Source organism: Bradyrhizobium sp. USDA 4538 (assembly GCF_024171045.1).
GTDB classification, from domain to species: domain Bacteria; phylum Pseudomonadota; class Alphaproteobacteria; order Rhizobiales; family Xanthobacteraceae; genus Bradyrhizobium; species Bradyrhizobium australafricanum.
Window position 1 is genome coordinate 1,343,565 of sequence record NZ_JALJZE010000001.1, and the last position, 18,700, is coordinate 1,362,264.

The 18,700-nt window shown below is 57.6% G+C and carries 14 protein-coding genes and 1 pseudogene; 8 read left to right on the top strand and 7 right to left on the bottom strand.

Annotated elements, in window-relative coordinates; all coding sequences use genetic code 11:
* Positions 1-311: 311 nt before the first annotated feature.
* Together J2R78_RS05775 and J2R78_RS05780 are read right to left on the bottom strand one after the other, a co-directional pair.
* The gene (locus J2R78_RS05775; RefSeq protein WP_253603397.1) at positions 312-500 is read right to left on the bottom strand and encodes a hypothetical protein; all 189 of its coding nucleotides are present in this window, start codon (positions 498-500) and stop codon (positions 312-314) included.
* A gap of 227 nt (positions 501-727) precedes the next feature.
* The gene (locus J2R78_RS05780; protein ID WP_253603399.1) at positions 728-898 is read right to left on the bottom strand and encodes a hypothetical protein; all 171 of its coding nucleotides are present in this window, start codon (positions 896-898) and stop codon (positions 728-730) included.
* 2,576 nt (positions 899-3,474) lie between these two features.
* On the opposite strand from J2R78_RS05780, the gene J2R78_RS05785 reads away from it, so the two are divergent.
* The 6 genes from J2R78_RS05785 to J2R78_RS05810 all read left to right on the top strand — a co-directional run bounded on the left by J2R78_RS05785 (position 3,475) and on the right by J2R78_RS05810 (position 10,235).
* Positions 3,475-3,774, top strand: coding sequence for a hypothetical protein (locus J2R78_RS05785; RefSeq protein ID WP_245313956.1), 300 nt, complete (start codon positions 3,475-3,477; stop codon positions 3,772-3,774).
* A gap of 503 nt (positions 3,775-4,277) precedes the next feature.
* Positions 4,278-5,288 carry an anthranilate phosphoribosyltransferase gene (trpD, locus tag J2R78_RS05790; protein ID WP_069278734.1) on the top strand — a complete coding sequence of 337 codons (1,011 nt, stop codon included), beginning with the start codon at positions 4,278-4,280 and terminating at the stop codon, positions 5,286-5,288.
* 254 nt (positions 5,289-5,542) lie between these two features.
* Positions 5,543-5,728 carry a hypothetical protein gene (locus J2R78_RS05795; RefSeq protein ID WP_057016764.1) on the top strand — a complete coding sequence of 62 codons (186 nt, stop codon included), beginning with the start codon at positions 5,543-5,545 and terminating at the stop codon, positions 5,726-5,728.
* Between the two features lie 628 nt (positions 5,729-6,356).
* A complete protein-coding gene (locus J2R78_RS05800; RefSeq protein WP_253587748.1) occupies positions 6,357-7,481 on the top strand; it encodes a M20 family metallopeptidase in 1,125 nt (374 codons plus the stop codon).
* Between the two features lie 884 nt (positions 7,482-8,365).
* Entirely contained in the window at positions 8,366-8,629 is a 264-nt protein-coding gene (locus J2R78_RS05805) for a hypothetical protein (protein ID WP_141713529.1), read from the top strand.
* Between the two features lie 307 nt (positions 8,630-8,936).
* Positions 8,937-10,235 carry a hypothetical protein gene (locus J2R78_RS05810; protein ID WP_245313955.1) on the top strand — a complete coding sequence of 433 codons (1,299 nt, stop codon included), beginning with the start codon at positions 8,937-8,939 and terminating at the stop codon, positions 10,233-10,235.
* A gap of 90 nt (positions 10,236-10,325) precedes the next feature.
* Here the strand turns inward: J2R78_RS05810 and J2R78_RS05815 are convergent, their stop codons facing one another.
* The 5 genes from J2R78_RS05815 to J2R78_RS05835 form a co-directional block, all read right to left on the bottom strand.
* A complete protein-coding gene (locus J2R78_RS05815; RefSeq protein WP_069278732.1) occupies positions 10,326-10,577 on the bottom strand; it encodes a hypothetical protein in 252 nt (83 codons plus the stop codon).
* A 153-nt stretch (positions 10,578-10,730) separates the two neighbouring features.
* Complete coding sequence (gene hisN / locus J2R78_RS05820) at positions 10,731-11,519, bottom strand: histidinol-phosphatase (protein ID WP_069278731.1); 789 nt, start codon at positions 11,517-11,519, stop codon at positions 10,731-10,733.
* Positions 11,520-11,529: 10 nt separating this feature from the next.
* A complete protein-coding gene (locus J2R78_RS05825; RefSeq protein WP_141713528.1) occupies positions 11,530-11,760 on the bottom strand; it encodes a hypothetical protein in 231 nt (76 codons plus the stop codon).
* Positions 11,761-12,393: 633 nt separating this feature from the next.
* Entirely contained in the window at positions 12,394-13,071 is a 678-nt protein-coding gene (locus J2R78_RS05830) for a 2OG-Fe(II) oxygenase (protein ID WP_253603402.1), read from the bottom strand.
* Positions 13,072-13,077: 6 nt separating this feature from the next.
* The gene (locus tag J2R78_RS05835) at positions 13,078-14,175 is read right to left on the bottom strand and encodes a GFA family protein (protein WP_253587750.1); all 1,098 of its coding nucleotides are present in this window, start codon (positions 14,173-14,175) and stop codon (positions 13,078-13,080) included.
* 918 nt (positions 14,176-15,093) lie between these two features.
* Between J2R78_RS05835 and J2R78_RS05840 the strand changes: the two are divergent.
* Together J2R78_RS05840 and J2R78_RS05845 are read left to right on the top strand one after the other, a co-directional pair.
* A pseudogene (locus J2R78_RS05840) lies at positions 15,094-16,430 on the top strand (MFS transporter).
* Positions 16,431-17,119: 689 nt separating this feature from the next.
* On the top strand, positions 17,120-18,436 hold the full coding sequence (locus J2R78_RS05845) for a DUF3422 family protein (protein ID WP_245313953.1): 1,317 nt from the start codon (positions 17,120-17,122) through the stop codon (positions 18,434-18,436).
* Positions 18,437-18,700 lie beyond the last annotated feature (264 nt).

The window sequence follows — 18,700 nt, forward strand, 5'->3', positions numbered from 1 at the left end:
TTATTCGGCGAGCCCACGCTTCAACCGCCGCTTCCGATTTCAGACGCAGGGCAGCGGCCGACAAGCACGCAGTTCTGGCCGGAGTGGTTGCCCCCGCTGAAAACAATCATCATCCCGCCCGCAATGGCACGGGCTGCTCCAGCACATGAAACATCTCTTGCGTCCACTTTATAGAGCACTCCCGCGTGGTGTGCGGATATCAGAGGCAAGACTTCCGCACTTGCGACTGGCGGAAAGCCCCGACATGTCCGCGGCCCCCTGCCTTCCGGCGATGCAGAACCAACCCAGCGGCACCGGCTCGGATCTTTTCTTCAGGAAATCGTTGTCCTCGTCATGCCGTTGCGCTCATTCGTGAGAACAATATTGCCGCTTCGGATGGCTCTAACCCGACGATGCCCACAAAGCTTGCTGGCGGCATCGGGATGTCCCGATGGATTGGTTTCCACAGATGCAGACAATAAGTTATTGACATATTGCGAATGCGGCGGATGCAATTGCATCACGCATTCTTCTTCGTTCCAAAATAGGTCCTTTACGAAGCACATCTCCTCCCAGTTTGGACAACGCCGCGGCGTCGAGACAGCGACGTGCTCCCAGCTAGGACGAACTAATCCACTGATTTTGAGCTCACACCCGCAAGGCCCCTGCACAAGAAACAGGCCATGAGGGCCCGATCCGGGCACACTGGCGAACCGGCCGTATTTTACCCGGCCGGCCTCCAGCTTCTCTATAATCTGCGCTCGCACGCCCCCTCCTTTGCTTCCCGGTTCGCCTTGAAGTCCACATAGATGACATTGTCCGGAAGCTGATGAACTGGCGCCAGCTCAGTCCGCAGCGCAGCATTCCAGAACCACTTTTCAGCGAACCATCTGCTGAGAAAGCCGCAGATGTTCATCATTACTTGCTCCCCTACTATCGGTTTTCGGATGAGAACCAGATGAATGCTCTCACGGACGCTGAATACGGGCCCTGCACGCTCCGCTCCATGCGACACAGCCTACAGATGGATTTCCAAGCTCATCGCAACCCGATGGGCGAGCCCGCCGAACAACTCCGTCACGAAGTCGAGCCGCCTCACGCGCGCCCACCGCCGAACAGAGCCTGCCTTAGCAACAGCACATCTGCCTTTGGGCCTCTGACTCCTCAAAAACAATCGTTCATTGGCTGCCCGTTCGGATCATCGGACGATCTGCTCGAACATATGAAGCGGTCCGATAGCGGCCCATCAACTCGTGGCCGATGAATCGATTGTCATCCTGGCAGCTCTTTATGATCGCCTCTGATGCTTGCTTGTTCATCTCATTACGGCTCGCAAACCACGTGGCCAACGCGTGACAATTCCAGGGCTGCGCCTCGGCGCCGTACTGCCATGTTGTACCCGATAGATCGCAGCACCCGCTTCTCGCCGCGTGTGAAACAGTGCCAATGCGTCATCTATGTGACGATGCTCGAGCCGTATGAGCGCTAAATCGGCCGAGCTCGCATTAGAGTAAGGACGACCGGCCACCGGAAATATTGGGGCTAATACCATCAAGTTCTTTCGAGCGCTTCTTCGTAAGGTAGCCGTCAGGGAAGATGACTAGTCCATCTCATCGACTCTCAACGTCGACCATCGCCGCTCCTTCAGACTATCAAGAGATGCAAATCCTAACGCACTGTCGCCAGTATAGCGCTGGTGGCGCATTCACTCTACCGGCTAATGTTTGATTTCAGGCATCGATGTCGCAAACTCTACTACAGGCAGATAATCCATTGCACCGGAGCCGACGGACATCATTTTTTCTGTGTCAAAAGAGGGCGCAACACCTCTCCGGTCATGGCATACTGATTGCTCTGGTGACGAGACACCAAATCAACAAGACGCGTTGTATCCAGGGCCAATTCACAACGCGACGTAGGTCTTGATTCGTAACGCCCCGCCTGAGCTGACGAAGCGCGATCCAAATAACCAAGCCGGATGCCTGTCACGCGGCAAACAGCTTCTCGATTCTCGATCCTTGAAAGAACACCGCGAACTCATGAATGACACGAGACTTCTAAAGAAACGCGATTCTTCGCGTGCCAGCGCGTCGTGTGGTGAATGATGCATTGGCGCACACCAAAGCAACCCATGACGAGGCAATACGTCGCTGATTTCGGCTCTTTGCAAGCGCAAAGGCGGTGGAACCTGTGGCCGCTGGTCGGGCTGCTCTTAAATGCGCTGCTCTGGGCCGGTATCTACTGGATCACTACAGCGCTCCTTTGAGCGAACGGACGCGATGCACTGGCGACAGTCACGATGAACGAGGTGGCGCACATGCGCTTCTCGAAGCCTTTTTGGGCCCGCACTGATCCAATCAGTGCGGGGGATGGAACAGACGCGCCCTCAGTTTGACAGTTGAACTCCGTTTTTAGGCAAGCTCCAGGGCGACACTTAGCGCAACTACCTCGCACCCCGTCGGGCCTTTCCGACGCAAACGTAATAGCGGACGCAAGAGGATGACATATCGGGATCGGCGAAACCGATGAGCCCATCAACATCCTGCCACGAGTCCATCAGTATCCTGCCTGGAGTGACGTCGGCTATTACCGACCAGATCCACAACTGCGGGCGGACAAGTGCTCTGCGAACCCACGCACACGAATGGCAACAAGAATCGGGCGATCGGTGTCCACTGTGTCGCGATTAGCAGATCCCACACAGCCACCTCGTCTCCCCCCGGGATCCCGACCCACGCTGTGCAGATCTGCGCATACTGCATACAAGCCAGCAACCGGCATTGCCCGGCGCTGAGCATCATCGCCCTCATAATGAATTGCGAGCCGATCGGCGGGACCGGTCGTCGAAGCGAAGTGAGTCCTCACAACTCTTAGTCGGGCCAACTATCGTCGGCGGTTCGGCGCGCTTGCCAGTCTTGGGCCCGCCGAGCGAGCTTGTCGTATTCCATCGCGATCTTAAGAAGCCTATCTCTGGGTCTTCCGTAAGCGAGTGCTTCCGCTTTCTTTCGCGTTGCTTCAGCTCGGCCCCGCCAGTGATCGGGTTCGTAGAGTTTGCTTTTCGGATTCATGGTGGTCAGCATGCAATCCGCAGATCAAGGAAATGCGACGCTAGAACTCCGTACAATTACGTAAGACCGAGGCGCACGGCCACGGCACAATCGACAGCAGCATCCCTGGTTATGCGCTGACACTCACGCCGTCCCGGCCTCACGCAAATCCCTCGTTCAGTGATACGACCTGCCATCTTCCAACCGAGACGCTCTCTCGTAGCGTCGGTGTAGATCATCCAGAACATCTTTAGCTGGCGCCCACTAAGAGGCTTGAACCGCACGCTGCGTCAGATTGTACGATCCTCGACAATTGGGACCGTCTTCGACAATCTAGCCGCTTCCTGACAGCGATGATTGCTCACCCGGCGCGTTCTCCCCGGTTAAAAGGTCTCCTTCGCCTGATGCAAGGACGACAATCGCAGCCTCACCGACTTGAAAGGATATCATGACTGAAAGCCAACGGATCGCTTTGGCCTCGCTCCTCAACGCTACCTACGGCGCGATCGCTCTTGCTGCCATATTGACAGCTGCAATTCCCGATCCCGTGCATGCGCGCGATCAAGCGCCGACTGAAAAGGAGAAGGAGGCTTGCATGGAGGACGCGTTCCGCCATTGCAGCAACCACATACCGGATCGCGTCGCCATCATTTCATGCCTCAGATCAAAGCAAGCGAGCCTCAGCCGGCAGTGTCGATATGTGGTGTCAGGTCGCGACAGCGGCACCAAAAGCAGCGATTCGAAGTGAGGATTGATAACTGAGCGGCATTTCCGTTAGCACACCGGTCGAACGGGATCTCCAGGCCACCCCAGCAATCTGAGAGCAAATGAGCGCGGCCGATCGTGAGTGGCACTTGCGCTCGCGGTTGACGGGGGCAGCGGCGTTTCGCCCGAGCAATCGCTCTCCGCGTTGCTATAGCTCAAACGATAGAACCCTATGCTAAGTCGAGGTACGCGTTTGATCCTCGGTTCGCGTTTAGACGGCCGCATTCTTGGACGCGTATTGAGTTCGTCGGCCGACGATTTCGCGTTGATACGACGCCGAATCGAGAACTTGACCCTCACGTAGCGTCAGGTTGTAGCGTCGCCGAGTGACCCACAGCTTCACTGCTCGTTTCATTCAATGAGGCGTCTGTTCCTCGCGAACGTGCCGCTGCCGCAAAGCCGCCGCCACCGATGACATGCCTCCTCAACGAAAGTCCCGGTCGAGCGCGAGCGCCTGAGGTCTGGACAGGAATCGTGTAAAGTTCGATGGAAGCGCTCAAATCGATTATTGGCAAAGTTGCTAGCGGCGCCACTCTGAGTCGGGAGGAGTCCGCGTTCGCATTCGACGGTGTGATGTCGGGTCGCGCAAGCCCCTCGCAGATCGGCGGCTTACTGATGGGCTTGAGGGTCCGCGGCGAAACAGTCGAAGAAATCACCGGCGCGGCCTCCGCAATGCGGAAGAGAATGCCGTCCGTCGAGGCAGGATGCGACCCCATTTATATCGCCAGCACGAACGACACCTCTTTGTGTGCGGTCAACGTGTGGACCTGCGCCTCCTTCATCGTCGCGGGAGCGGGCGTTGCTGTCGCAAAGCATACCAACTGCGCTGCGTCTCTAGGTTCGGGCAATACTGCAGACGTCCTCGCGCGCATCGGCGTGAAGATCGATCTTGAGCCTGACGCCGTTATGCGTTGCGTGCGCGATGCCGGCATCGGCTTCACGTTTGCATCGGCCCACTATCCGGCAATGCAGCGCGTAGCCCAGATCCGAACCGCGCTTGGCACCCACACTATCTTCAACCTCATTGGCCCTCTGTCGAATCCGGCCAGGCTTAAGCGTCAGGTTGTTGGGGTCTGCTCTCGTGAATGGGTACAGCCTCTGGCGTACGTGTTGAAAAATCTTGGCGCCGAGTCGGTGTGGGTGGTTCATGGTTCCGGTGGACTCGATGACATAACCCTCGCCGAGCCGACCTTTGTTTCCGCGCTTGAGGCGGGTACAGTCCGCACCTTCGAAGTGAGGCCGGAGGAGGCCGGATTCCCTCGCGGCCTTAGCAAGGCACTGGATAGCGGCGATCCCGACAACCTCGCGCTGCAAAGCATACTCGATGGCGCACCAGGTCGAATTCGCGACGCCTCACTTTTTACGGCTGCGACTGCATTGATCGTGGCCGGCCGGGCTTCGACGCTGCAGGAAGGCGTAGCGATTGGGCGAGAATCGCTTGATCGCGGCGCAGCAGCCGCTCGACTTAAGCACCTGATTGCGGTTTCCAACGCGTGACCGCTGAGTCTGTCGATGTTCCAATCCTCCGACCAAGGACGACATGCACAAACGTCAGAGATCGCAACCGCTAACGTGCGTCCCTTCCGCGCGGTTCGAACAGCATGCGGCGCCTGCCCGCCAAATTATCGCAATTCCCGTCAAGTATCATGGCGTGAGAGGTACCCTTCCGCTTTGGCGAAGGAGCCAGCTGCAACACGTCGTTGCGTTCGGGCCGCATCAAAGTGCGCGCTGCGCCTCAAAGGAGATAATCGATGACGGCCCCGCAGGACATGGAAGCGCTCGGCTCCATAGCACTGATCGAACACATCATTCGAAAATTTCGGGAACTGATTGACACAGATAGTTCAATTCCGTCGGAGCTGCGGGGCGCGCTACACGCTACGCTCGACGAGCATCTTCTTGATGCAAAGAAGCGTGTCCTCTTAAAGACACATTAGCATCAGGCTGCGACCAGAGGCGAAGAGCATCAGCACGGCGCCGACAACCGGATCATCCGCATGCGCTCGCGGGAACATCCGGCCGCAATCGCCTCGCCGATTCATGAGCGATGGGCAGGCTCTTTGCCGGACAGATCGGCGCGTTTTCTCGTTGGTCGCCCCTTCAAGACAGGTGGCGGCAGCTCTCATTTCGGCCTGCTATGGCTACGCCCCGCGCGATACCGTCCCGCGCGTCACCCTGGTGGCTGACGCTGTTGAGCAGTAGCGGATCTCCATGTGTGTTCGCTTCGGACGCACAGTTCCGACATCGTGCATCAATGTCGAACGCGCCCGCAAGCACGCGGATTGACGCTATGGAAATGTAATTTTCGCAAGTATCGAAAATAGCAACAGCCACTATTCGCCCCAAAAGCGCCAGCCCACGACAATCCCTCAAGACTATTGCTTCAACACCTACCAGCTCTGGTAGCTCCGTTATGGGGAGCCGCGTAGCATCATCCACTGCGGCAACATCAAGCCCAGAGGGACATCCGACTTCCTACGGCTGCGCCCTGACGGGCGTTCACGCTGGATCCTGGCGCAATTGAGTGGAACAAGTGATGTACGTCGCATTGGAAGGCATCAGATAATGTCCAGCAACCCGTTCGAAGCAGCGATGATACTCGACGGCATCCGCCGCTGGGTCGAGGTCGAATCTCCGACGGAGCGGCCGGATCAGGTCAACAAACTTGCTGATCTCGTGGCGGAGGGCTATCGCGACTTGTCGGCTTCCGTTGAGCGCGTTGCGGGACGTGACGATCGAGGCGATCATTTGATCGCGCGTTCGTCCTGGGGCCAGGGCGTGCCAGGCATCCTGGTGCTGAGTCATCTCGACACCGTTCACCCGATGGGATTCATAAAGCGCCTGCCGTTCAAGGTCGAGGGCGATAAGGCATTTGGGCCCGGTATTTACGACATGAAGGGCGGCGCATATCTCGCTTACCATGCATTTCGGCAGATTTGCGCCGATGATGTTCGCCCGCCGCTGGGCATCACCCACATCTACGTATCCGACGAAGAGATCGGCAGCCCGACTTCGCGGGCGTTAATCGAGGCAGAAGGCCGCAAGGCCAAATATGTGCTCGTGACCGAGCCCGCGCGCGACGGCGGCAAGATCGTCACGGGCCGCAAGGGCATCGCCCGCTTCGACGTCTTTATCAGAGGCACGCCGGCCCACGCCGGCGCGCGTCCTGAAGATGGCTGCAGCGCAATCCGCGAACTCGGCAATGTGATCCAGGCTCTTGAGACGATGAACGATCTTCAGCGCGGGATCACAGTCAACGTCGGTGTGGTCCGCGGCGGCACCAGGCCGAACGTAATCCCCGAGGACGCTTATGCGGAAGTCGACATGCGGGTGCCGACCTTGGCTGACGCCCACAAGTTGGTACCGACGATCCTCGGCATTAAGTCGCGCACCAAGGGCGTCACGGTGAAGATCACGGGCGAGTTGAACCGCCCGCCCTATGAGAAGAGCAGCGCCGGCGCGGCGCTTTATCAGCACGCCAAGGAAATCGCCACCGAGCTCGGCTTCAAGCTGCACGACGTCTTTAGCGGCGGCGGCTCGGACGGCAATTTCACCGCGGCCCATACGGCGACCCTGGACGGCCTGGGTGTCGACGGCAAGGGTGCCCACACGCATTACGAGCAGCTTTACATCTCGTCGATTGAGCCGCGTGCCCGGCTCCTCTATCGCCTCTATCAGACGCTTCAATGATCTCGACCGGCGGGAATTGCGACGCCTACGGACAAAGAGCTGCCCTACTATCAGGCGCACGTTATCATACACTTCCGCCGGAAATCGGCATCGTCTCGCCGGCGCGGGACGGATGCGACTGAATCATCCAATGATAGTGCAACGGTCAGACCGAAATCCGTTGCGGCGCTGACGGGAGCCTTGGATCGCGAAAGCATGGACCCTGCAAGGGCGCTTATCGGCTGCGAACATATGCGGCGACTTTCTGATGCAGATCGCGGTGCAGAATACGCTCGAGGCCGTAGCATTCCGCACTAACCTCAGAGTATTGGCGGACTAATGCTGGCAAGCAAAAGGGCTTGAATCAGACGTAACGTTAAGTTGTACGATCTCGAAACTGGCACGAGGTCTCTTCTGCCGCCGGGATTGTGAAGGATTGCGAATGTCTGGCTTGATGAGAACCAAGTCACAGTGGTTGATCATGATCCCCATCTCAAAGAGCCAAGCGGCTGAGACAGCTGTGCAGCGAGGCCTGATCGCGTCGCGACGTCTCGCAGGCAGTCGCAGATGGCCCGGTATTCCAGAAGTGGTACTAACGGGCTGTCTCAGGCTGCCCAATCTGAGGACTCGTGAAATCAGAGGCGATCAACCTAAACCTCGCTGCCGACTTCTTGCAGGGGACCGTTGCCTCCCAAATCTCAAGACTGACGGCCGGCCACAGTACCAAAGGCAGTCAAGAAGCAGCTTTTCGCTCCATCCACGCCAGCTTCCCGCGCTGGCACGGCGTCCGCACGCACGAGAGCCCATGCGGCGGCAAGGATTTTCAAGAGATTTGAGCTGCAAGCGTCGTTCGGTCTGACCGCTGCGACTTCGGAAGAGATTGCCTGGTATTCTGGAGCAGCAAGTTGAAAGAGCCTGACGGCGCCAAGCAGGTCCTGCTAGTTGACCATATTGAAGGCCAATGCCGGGCCATTGTCGGCTTCAAAGATGACGATCCAAGATCGGCATACATGTGCGGCGAGCCAGTTTATCAAAGACCAGGCAAGAAGCAGTCATCGTGGTGCGCCTATCATTACGGACAGATGCACGCGACTGCCGTCGATCGGCACGGGGTGACTGATCGAGTGGGCGACATACCTAAACCGGTATCGATTGCTCGTAACCCATGACAGCCATTAAGACCCCCGCTGTTCTGCAGAGGCCGCGCGCTAATAGCCAGGGTCAGTCAGCCCGGAATGACGCGATCGAGACCTGTTCGATGCAATGCCGAGCTTCGGTTCAATTGCATCGGGAGAAACATTTAAGCAGACAATCATTAGGATCGCGGCACATTGGTTCAACGGAATGCGGCGCAAAGCCGCCTTACGCTCACCGCCTCTGCGCAATCCGCCGTATCGAGTTCATCGTTCTTCATATCGCGGTGTCTACTGACCGTATCAAATGCTCGGGAGATCGGCGTTGCCTCGGATCCTAATCATGAATGCCGGTACGTCACAAATGTCGGGGGACGGTCTGACAGCAGCTCAAATCTCCTTTACCGCCAACTCGGCTTCACGCTCAGCATGGTTTGCACAGGAGGGCGACCTTATAATCTCACCGGTTGCCATCCGGCCGGACTTGTTGTCCTTCATTGGCGCGACGCTCGATTTCGATGCCTCGAGCCTTTCGCTTCTTGTGCCTGAATGCGGCGGTACAGCCAGCGTTCTTGATGATTGCACGCTGCTGTCAAATATTGTTGTTGAGAGAATCAACAGCCACCTTCGGAAGAAATCGTCCTGGAGAATATATCCCTGCTATCCTAGTGAAGGCGTCGCGCGCTTGGCGGCACTGCTGCGTATTCCACAGAGCGGGAGCGAATTCGCTCTGCAGCGGGGGCCTGATCTATTGAACCGCAAGAGCCACTTCCGTCAATTGGCTACAAGTGTCGGACTTCCGTTGCCAAGCGGGTGCGTAACCACGAACTCAGACGATCTATTGCGGGCGATTACCTCGCTGAGGTCTGAGACCGGCAACGTAATCGTCAAGTTGGACAATGGAGCCGGTGGGGTCGGAAATGTTATCCTGACCGGTCACGACAGCGGTCCATTACCTGGGGCACGAGATACCAGGCAGATTTCTTGGCCGTCGTTTAATCCAGAAGCACTTTGGTCTGAGATGACCACAGCATCGTGCAAGACACTGGTCGTGGAATCGTACCACTTGGCTCGGTCTCCCTTCTATCTCGAATACGAAATCGAGGAGGACGGTTCGATCGCCTTCATCAACAGTGGAAGCATTCGTCTGCGTCGAAGCAGCGACCAATCCGAAAGGTCTCTCATTTGGACGGGACTTGAGCTGCCAAGCGATCTGAGAAACGAACAATGGCTGGCTGCCCAGACGCACGCCTACCGATTTGCGGAGCTCGCGCGAGGCCTCGGATACCGCGGAATGATCAACATCGATGCCATTTTCACGAGCGATGGGCGGCTGCTATTTAATGAGGCGAACGGGCGGTGGGGTGGAGGCTCGGTGTTACACAACATTGCCGTTCGGCTGCTGGGTTTCGACTACTCTGGATTCTACGTTATTTCATCCGTCAGAAATGTTCGATCACGCTCTCTTCAAGCGGCACATGACCTTTTCGTCAAGGAACGCTTTCTGTTCGACCGCAAGCGCAAGGATGGCGTGATCCCGCTTGCTGCTGATGAGGATGCAGGCACGGTCGAATGCCTCGCAATTGCGCGCGATCGGGCCGCATCACGCGAGCTACAGCACCGACTATTGACAATGAATTGAACGAGATCTCAACGTACCCTCATGCGTCGATTGCGAACTCGCTCGTGTAGCCACTCGCTAAGACTGGTCGCAATCGATGCACAATTTCGTTCATGGCGCACGGAGTTTGCAGTCTAGAGAGATGCCATCGCGGATAATTTCCGCGAATACGGCATCGTCGCGTGCACGTCGAAAGCCGTCCCTCGAGCGCGATCGTCGAGCGGAATGTTGTGACCACTTCCGCATCGAAGCGACCAACATCAGATCCTGCAGCCGCATGGTCTTCGAGAACGCGGCGTCAGTATCGGCCGGAATCAGTTCCTCGGCCAGGAAGGCCTTGAGCGGCAGATCGGTGAGCGCCATTTGGCCGCAAGCCGCTCGACCGAAACGTCAGCGCCGATGCCGGCGAGCTGATCGTCCGACCGCTCGAGCCGTCACCTTGGCCATCAGATCCCTGAGGTCGGCAACGCCAACGACTGTCCCTCCGATGGTTGTCCTGTAGGGCATGATCGTTGGTTATCCCTGGATCAAGGCGAGCGCTTCGGCATGAAGCCGCGGCGTTGCGGTCGCCAGGACGCGCCCTTCCGAACGAATCGAGAGCGGGCATCCCTCCCAATCGGTGATGCAGCCGCCGGCGCCCTGCACGATCGGCACCAGCGCCATGTAGTCATATGGCTGAAGCCCTGTTTCGAGAACGATGTCACAGTGTCCCGACGCAAGCAGGCCATAGATGTAGCAATCGCCGCCGAAACGGCGCATCCGCGCAGCTCGCGACAGCCGCTCGAATGGCCCCATCTCGCCGTTGCGGAACATATCAGGCGATGTAGTGTAGAAGCGCGCGTCGGCGACGCTCTCGCATGCGCTGGTCCGCGCCAATCCATCGCCGAACCGCGCCACACCGGGCTTCGCCACCCACCGCTCACCGGTAAAGGGAACGTCGATCAGGCCGCAGAACGGCTGCTGCTGATGGGTCAACGCGATCAGCGTGCCGAACAAGGGAAAGCCGCTGATAAAGCTCCTGGTGCCGTCGATCGGGTCGACGATCCAGGTGAACGCGCCGCCAGGCTTGGCTCCGATCTCCTCGCCGATGATGCCATGCTCCGGAAAGCGCGCCTCGATCCTTTCCCTGAGACGCAACTCGACCGCTCGATCGGCGATCGTCACCGGGCTCGCATCGGACTTGGCGGCGACATCCAACGGCGTGCGGAAATAGGACAGCACGATGGGCCTGACCGAATCGGCGAGCTCGGCGGCGAATGACAGATAGAAATCGGCATCGTCTGCCGTGACGGCATATTGGGCCATTACAGCGCCTTCATGAACAACGGCCATCGCGGATCGCGGATGAGAGAGTGCGTCCGCCTGCGTTTCCAAATGCTTTTTCTGCAGAAATCGAAATCCAGCTTTGAGATCCGGTCTGCAACATCGTACCTGTGCTCCACTTGATGTCCGCGAGCGCCTCGTGGACGATGGGACTGCTCTTACGCCTGCAGGAATTGAAAACCTCAACCGCATCGATGCGGCGTGTGCCTTTGCAGATCGCCATGCTCGGCTATCTCACCCGCACACGTGATCATCCTCCAAAAAACATCACCTGACCGAGTATGATCGGTGATGGGACCCCGTGGGATTCCCCAGGCACTCTTCGCGCCTGACTAACCCAGGCCCCCTGACCAAAAGCTGACGGCCGCGATCAATTCCGCGGATTCCGGACCTTTCGCGGGCGTGATCCACCACAATCAACTTAAAACGAGATGCGCCGCAAGCGTCCAACTTGTGAGGGTTTTCCAGCCGCGCAGCCAGTCTCTGTCCAAGCCCCTCCACCAATCGTCGTGACTTAGTGAACCTTGCCGCCGTTAGGTTACGGCAGCGGCTGCGAGTTCAAAACTGAAGGGCTGGCCGTCAACAATAAGGGCGACTTCGCCAACCTCGGTTGGCTTTTTGCGATTTCAGCCTCCGCAACGAGGCTGCAATCACGTCCGGAGTTATCCGCATCGGATGCGTACGTCGAACACACGTCCTCAATAGCGGCTGTCGCGTGCCATGGAAAACTGCCCCCCATATTGCCTCAGATGACAATGTTACCGAAGCGCCCCCCTGTGTCTCCTGAAGCAGCCGCGAGCGGTTTCCGGTTCCGAACGCCACGCCGTCCCGCCGACGGCCATTCGGCCAATCCGGCTCATAGACCACCAGAAGTGCTTTCGATGGTCCTTCGGTTTACGCCATCGCGTTTTGAACAGAAGTAGACCAGGGATCGGCGCTCACCAGTATGCACAGGTTTCACCTCGTGGCGGAGCTTACACGTTGTGACCAGCACGGCTCCAAATGGCGGTCGGAATACCTGCTGTTCGTAGGCGCTTGGATATACCACGAACTCCCCCCCTTCGAAGTTCTTCGCGAGTTGCACAATCACGGAGTACTCGAAATCGGGGTCGCTCGCAGCATCCAAATGGATGCCAACAAAAGAACCAGGAGGCATCCGATGCATTTGGCATCGGCGAATGACAAAATCTGATGATGCTCCCAATATTTTTTTCAGTACGAAGCTGCGGTCTTTTCTTTCGAGGAGTTCGATAATCTGCCCTGGGGCTGCACCATTCGCGTTGCTGGGAGGGCGACCCGGCGGGTCTACGCGCACGCGTTTTACGAAGACATTGTGCGAGTCGCCGGCATCTCCTTCCCGCACTTCTTCCTCCGGAATCTCAGTCTGCAGCTGATCGATCCTTGCCAGGTCATCTTGGGTGAACAAAGTCTGCGGACCGATCACCACCGTGCCCTTCACCAACAGCTCTATGCGATATTTCGTCAGATGTTCCTCTGAAAGCAGGCGGGGCTTTTCATTTGCTGCGCGCGGCATTCGTGGTCACTCCAAGGTGTGATCTTCAAGACGGTATTCCAAGCTGCCTTCATGCATTGAGCTGAGCGCTTGCTCCCATTGCTCGCCATCGAAGTCGTCTATTCTTGTGATTTCGATGGATTTTCTATCTAAACATCGAACATTGACACTGAATCCAGAAGGGTTCGATCGCGGCCTATAGAATGGCTTTACGCCGCAAAACCGACAAAACGTGTGCCGGGCGATATTCTTATTGAACTGGTAGGTAGTGAGGGATTCTTCGCCGCGCTCTACGCTGAGCTTGTCACCAGCCACGAGCAAGTGCAGAAATCCAGACATTCTACAGATTGAACAATTGCATCGAACTACCGAGACCTCTCGCGGCGCCCGGACGCGGAACTTGACGGAACCACAATGACAACGGCCGTGATGCTCGATCTCCGCTCGGCCATCTCCCTCAGATGGGGGAATTCGAAGTAGGTCGCGGCACCACTGCACGTTGAGCCGATAGGCTTGATCGAACTCGCCCATGAAGCGAACACGACGGTCGACCGGGACGAGCTCGCGGACGAGCCGGCTTGTCATCTCTCCGTGATATTTCTCTGCGGGATCGTCACCGCCGACATGGCTCCGGAAGTATTCGAGATCGCCGGCCTGCACATCAAAGATCCTGGTCAAAGTGGACCACAGTGCCTGGATCATTTCCGCAGCATGTAGCTCAAAAGCGACCATGTAGGCGCAACGGATTAGAAGATCTTTCGATGACAACCCATCATAGAGGCAATGCAGGTAGCGCTTCGTCGTGGCGCTGTAGTTAGGCTGTATTGCTCGGCCGAGTAATCGCGACGCATCTTTTCTAAGCAGGTTCGAGTGGAAGCTTTCGGTAGCCAGAATTTCAGGTAACGCCGCCTTACCGCCCTGGAGAAGTCGGCCATAACCGCCGGTCTCATCCCAACAGATGAAGTTGGCGACCACGCTGGTCAGCTCAATATCCCTGGTAACGTCCCGATTGCGATGCATTACGTCGAATATGAGGTTCTTTTGCGAGCCCGCCTGCAGGTACGGGAACGCCTGTGACATCGCCAGGTATTCAGGCAGCAGGCTCACAACCTGTTCTTCGGACATCTCCGCAGTGAACGGATGCGGGCCAAACCGAAGTCGTGCTTGCTCAGTCAAGTGCTCACAAAATATCTGCGAGGGCTGATCTTGTTTGAATTGAGATGCTTGAGAAGACCTCATTTGGACCCTGTTATGAGGAGAGAACGATCATTCGAGCGAGGCGGCAAGGGCTAGCGGCAGCGAGATCAAATAGTTCGCTGGTTCGACGTTTTTGGCCGCATCAAATCGTGGCGCCCCCCGCAATCTTCGCAGTATCGGCTTTTGCCTGATGGGCTTGGCCCGTTCATGAGTGTATCGAAGAAAAGCGCCGCCCAGTCGAAGCGGCGCCGCGCTGACTTCCGATCCACAAGCAATCCGATGCTGGAGTAACCCGCGCGCCACTCATCGCTCGCAGAGTCGTGGTGAAATACGGCGGCTGCCTGGCGCGAGGTCCTCAAAACCAAAGAGATTGCCGCCGGCTTTGGCTCGTTCTGCGTGCATTCCTTCGCCATCCTGTGTTCTTGCACGCTTGCAGCAATTGCTGTGCCAATCCGACACTGCTCCATAAGTTCCGAGCACGTTGAGAGAACCCTCGCGAGACTCCTCGTTGCAAATGTCTTGAAGCTGACAGGACCCTGCACGCCGGTCAGAAAACGGACAACGAAAACGGATATGCTTCCAATCCACGGGGCATGGGCTAATAGACCGAGAAAGACTGCTTGAGGACCGTCTCCTACCCGCCAAATGAACGCCGGGCGTCACGGCTGTTTGAACTTCATCTCAAGTCAGGTTTGGCGACCGCCGAAAATATGCCCGAAAGACAAGGCGCCTTCCGGTCGGTCGCTAATGTCTTGAACGACAAAGTCACGGCCTGATAGCAATTGGGCCGGCGTAGGGTTTGCCGCGACCGGCCTTCGACTGGGAAGGAAACTCGCGGTGTCACAAATGTTCGTTCAGCACGCCTCTGTCAAATCGCGTCTTAACGCGATCCTCCGTGCGACCAGCGGCAATTTCCTCGAGCAGTTCGGCTTTTTCCTATTTGGCTTTTATGCCACCGCCATTGGGAACGCTTTTTTCCCGCAGAGAGCGAAACCGCCTCGTTGCTTAACACGTTTGGCGTGTTCTGGCTGGGCGCCTTAATGCGTCCGGTGGGCGCGATTATGCTGGGCGCCTATATTGACAGGATTGGCCGTCGCCAAGGCCTGATCATTACCTTGTCGATCATGGCAGTCGGCACCGTGATTATCGCCTTCTGTCCGAGCCATGCGACAATCGGGATTGCCGCTCCCATTATCGTTCTAACCGGACGGCTGCTCCAGGGCTTTTCCGCCGGCGTCGAGGTCGGCGGTGTTTCAGTCTATCTGGCAGAGATCGCAACCCCAGGCAATCGTGGTTTCTACACTTAGTTCCAGTCGTCCAGCCAGCAGGTCGCGATCTTTGTCGCGGCGATCGCGGGTTACCTGCTGAACGAATCGATGCCGGTGGAGGCCGTGGCCTCCTGGGGTTGGCGAATTCCTTTCTTTCTCGGCTGTCTTATCGTCCCGCTCATCTTCTTCCTTCGTCGAACGCTGGAGGAAACTCCTGAGTTTCTGGCGATGAAAAAGCATCCCGCAGCAGGCGAGGTCATTGCCTCTGCGCTTGCGAATTGGCGCACCGTCGTCCTCGGGATGATGATGGCCATGCTGAGCACGGCGCCTTCTATTTCGTTACCGTCTACACGCCCACGTTCGGCAAGACCGTCTTGAAGCTGTCCACCCAGGATGCGCTCTTGGTGACACTCCTGGTCGCCGTGACCAACTTCATCTGGAATCCAATTGGCGGCGCCCTCTCCGACCGTATTGGCCGTAAGCCAGTTCTGCTCGCCATTGCTAGCCTTGCCTTGATGACGGCCTATCCGGCTTTGAATTGGCTGGTGAGCGCTCCCACTTTCGGCAAAATGTTGTCAGTGGCGATGATGTTCTCTTTCTACTTTGGCACCTACAGCGGAACTATGCTGGGCGCTCTGGTTGAGATCGTACCTGCGCATGTGCGCACAACCTGCTTCTCCCTGGCCTTCGCACTCGCGGCCGCCCTGTTTGGTACTTTCACTCCACTTGCCTCGACTTGGCTCATTGAACGAACTCATGACAACGCTTCGCCCGGGTTCGATGTTTGCAGCCGCACTCAGCGTGATCGCTGCACTCACGATCTATCGAGGAACTTCCAAGCCATCGAGAGCCGTGCAGCCTTTGCGCCCCGAACCGCCCGACAGCGCTTTAGGCGTGCAGGCCGCATCGCGCTAGCGTGTTGCTCTCAGTCGCTGACTGCCGGTCTTCGTTTACGACAAACTCATGCCGGGCTCTGCCACGACGCCTAGCAGTCACCTTACGGCGCGTGTAGTGTTATTGCCGCGGAATGCTTGACCGCTGAAGAGGGATTCGCAGCCGTCAGTCGGCAGCGGCCGATCGTCCTATCAGCATTTCCCGGCCGAAGCGCGGAGGCGAATTCTCGCAAACCTCCTACGTGAGGACGGCACGGCTGAATGTCGCCGCGTTTCATGTCCGACATCTTTCTCTGACAGTTTTCAACGGGTCGTATCGCTGCCAAAAGCACAGCTTTTCGCTCGTTTCGTGCTGGCCCAGATCCTGCATCGCGTCCAATTGCGAGACGAGATGAGCGGCGCCAGGATGAGAGTCATGATTGCGCTATTGATCCATTCATCGACGGTGGGATCCGACGATGGCGATTGGCGAAGTCACGCGAACGGAACCGTGCGAACGTCGGTCGTGCCGCCGGCGCTATTCCTGGAGGCAAGTCTACGCTCCACGACGCGTGCGGCAACACATCGATACCAAGCGATACTTGTGCGGGGGTCTGCTGGCAACCAACGACATTTGGCGCCGCTTGCGCGAATCGGTGCGACTTCGAGCTGACCCACCACGCCACATCGCGGGCCTGCGCAAATGCAGTTTCTGAAATGAGGTACCTACACGTGCTCGATCGACTGGATACTCACACTTTCAAGCTGCATCCGCAGCGCGACGCCGTGCTCAGCGAAGTGCATGCGCGTCCGTTTATGCAGCTTATTCCACCATTCAAGGTGATCCACTACGCGTTTCTTGCGAAGGGCGATGCGGCGGCAAGCGATCGCCGCGGCTTCGTCGCATTTTGTCGGGATCGCGACCTTCCCTCACCGCAGGCCTCAGCGAAACATCACCAGATTGATATCGGACCTGTGACGCTTCGTTGGGAACAGCATGCCGAGTTCGCCACCTTCACGTGGATAGTCAATAGTCCGGCCGATCGCCAAGCGGAGGGCGCCCCGGGCGCGGTTCACTCCCTGATGCTAGCGTTGCGGCAGGAAGGGCAATTGCTGGTCGCAATCAAGTTGGACGTAGAGCAAGACGCCTGCCCATTGACACGGGCGGAACAACTTTTCGACAAGAGCAGCCTGGCTATGGCCCGCATAAAGGGCGGAGAAAGTGTCATGGCTTCTGATTTTCGCGTTGACCAAAATGGTTTCACCAGGATTCTTGTCTGCGACCTCGGCTTGACGCCGCACAATCTCGGCGCGTTGGTGCAGCGGCTGCTTGAAGTCGAGACATATCGTCCGCTGGCGCTGCTCGGTCTATCGACAGCTCTTGAGCTCGGTCCATTCGTCGATCGCATCGATAGACGTCTTGGCGAGGTACTCGAAGAAATGCAGGGCGCGGAGGGATTGAAACTCAACAACCATCTACTTGCCGAACTGACCTCGTTGGCCGCCTCGTTTGAGCGCGGTGCGACCGGAAGCCTGTTTCGGTTCGGCGCTAGCCGAGCTTATTACGAATTGGTCCAATCCCGTTTATCTATCATCGAAGGCAGCGAGATCGCGGACTATCCGACCTGGTCGTCGTTCCTCGCGCGCCGGGTGGCACCTGCGATGCGAACTTGCGAGACGACTGCGGATCGCGAGGCAACCCTGTCGGTCAAGCTGGCGCGTGCCGCTGATCTGTTGCGAACCCGCGTTGACGTCGAAATCGAACGCCAGAATCGGGACCTGCTGCATGCTATCAATGAACGCGCTGGGCAGCAGCTTCGGCTGCAGTGCACGGTAGAGGGTTTATCAGTCGCGGCGATAGGATATTATGTGGTCAGCCTGTTTGGCTACCTTGCCAAGGGAGCGCATGATGTCGGACTTCATGTAGAGCCCTCTTATCTAACCGCAGGGTGCGTGCCGATCGCCGTCGGTGTGATCTGGCTGGTCAGCTACAATACTCGCAAGAGACATCTCAAGCACCGCGACGAGCCGTCCGCCATGCGTGAGTAGGCACTCCTTTCAGCTATTAACGGGAGAACTTAGCGACGTTAATCCCCTGGCCGCCGGACGCGCTCCCTCGTACCGTCAACAGTGCGCAAATCCGACTTTGGCCAATTGCTGCGGTAGGATCGAAGATGCTGCTGCCGTCTTCCGCAAGCTATCAGTCCGCCCGCGATACGACCGGTAGCATGACAGATTATCCCCTCTCCCAGGGCAGTGATGGACCGACGGGGTGCCGCTAAATTGCATCGCTAAGACTGGCTGTAGGCGACA

What these genes read in the sequence shown, in the direction of transcription:
- J2R78_RS05780 (WP_253603399.1), bottom strand. Translation starts at nt 898, where the DNA reads ATGATGAACATCTGCGGCTTTCTCAGCAGATGGTTCGCTGAAAAGTGG.
- J2R78_RS05810 (WP_245313955.1), top strand. Translation starts at nt 8,937, where the DNA reads ATGAATGCCGGTACGTCACAAATGTCGGGGGACGGTCTGACAGCAGCT.
- J2R78_RS05835 (WP_253587750.1), bottom strand. Translation starts at nt 14,175, where the DNA reads ATGTCCGAAGAACAGGTTGTGAGCCTGCTGCCTGAATACCTGGCGATG.
- trpD (WP_069278734.1), top strand. Translation starts at nt 4,278, where the DNA reads ATGGAAGCGCTCAAATCGATTATTGGCAAAGTTGCTAGCGGCGCCACT.
- J2R78_RS05815 (WP_069278732.1), bottom strand. Translation starts at nt 10,577, where the DNA reads ATGGCGCTCACCGATCTGCCGCTCAAGGCCTTCCTGGCCGAGGAACTG.
- J2R78_RS05775 (WP_253603397.1), bottom strand. Translation starts at nt 500, where the DNA reads ATGCAATTGCATCCGCCGCATTCGCAATATGTCAATAACTTATTGTCT.
- J2R78_RS05830 (WP_253603402.1), bottom strand. Translation starts at nt 13,071, where the DNA reads ATGCCGCGCGCAGCAAATGAAAAGCCCCGCCTGCTTTCAGAGGAACAT.
- hisN (WP_069278731.1), bottom strand. Translation starts at nt 11,519, where the DNA reads ATGGCCCAATATGCCGTCACGGCAGACGATGCCGATTTCTATCTGTCA.
- J2R78_RS05800 (WP_253587748.1), top strand. Translation starts at nt 6,357, where the DNA reads ATGTCCAGCAACCCGTTCGAAGCAGCGATGATACTCGACGGCATCCGC.
- J2R78_RS05785 (WP_245313956.1), top strand. Translation starts at nt 3,475, where the DNA reads ATGACTGAAAGCCAACGGATCGCTTTGGCCTCGCTCCTCAACGCTACC.
- J2R78_RS05795 (WP_057016764.1), top strand. Translation starts at nt 5,543, where the DNA reads ATGACGGCCCCGCAGGACATGGAAGCGCTCGGCTCCATAGCACTGATC.
- J2R78_RS05825 (WP_141713528.1), bottom strand. Translation starts at nt 11,760, where the DNA reads ATGGCGATCTGCAAAGGCACACGCCGCATCGATGCGGTTGAGGTTTTC.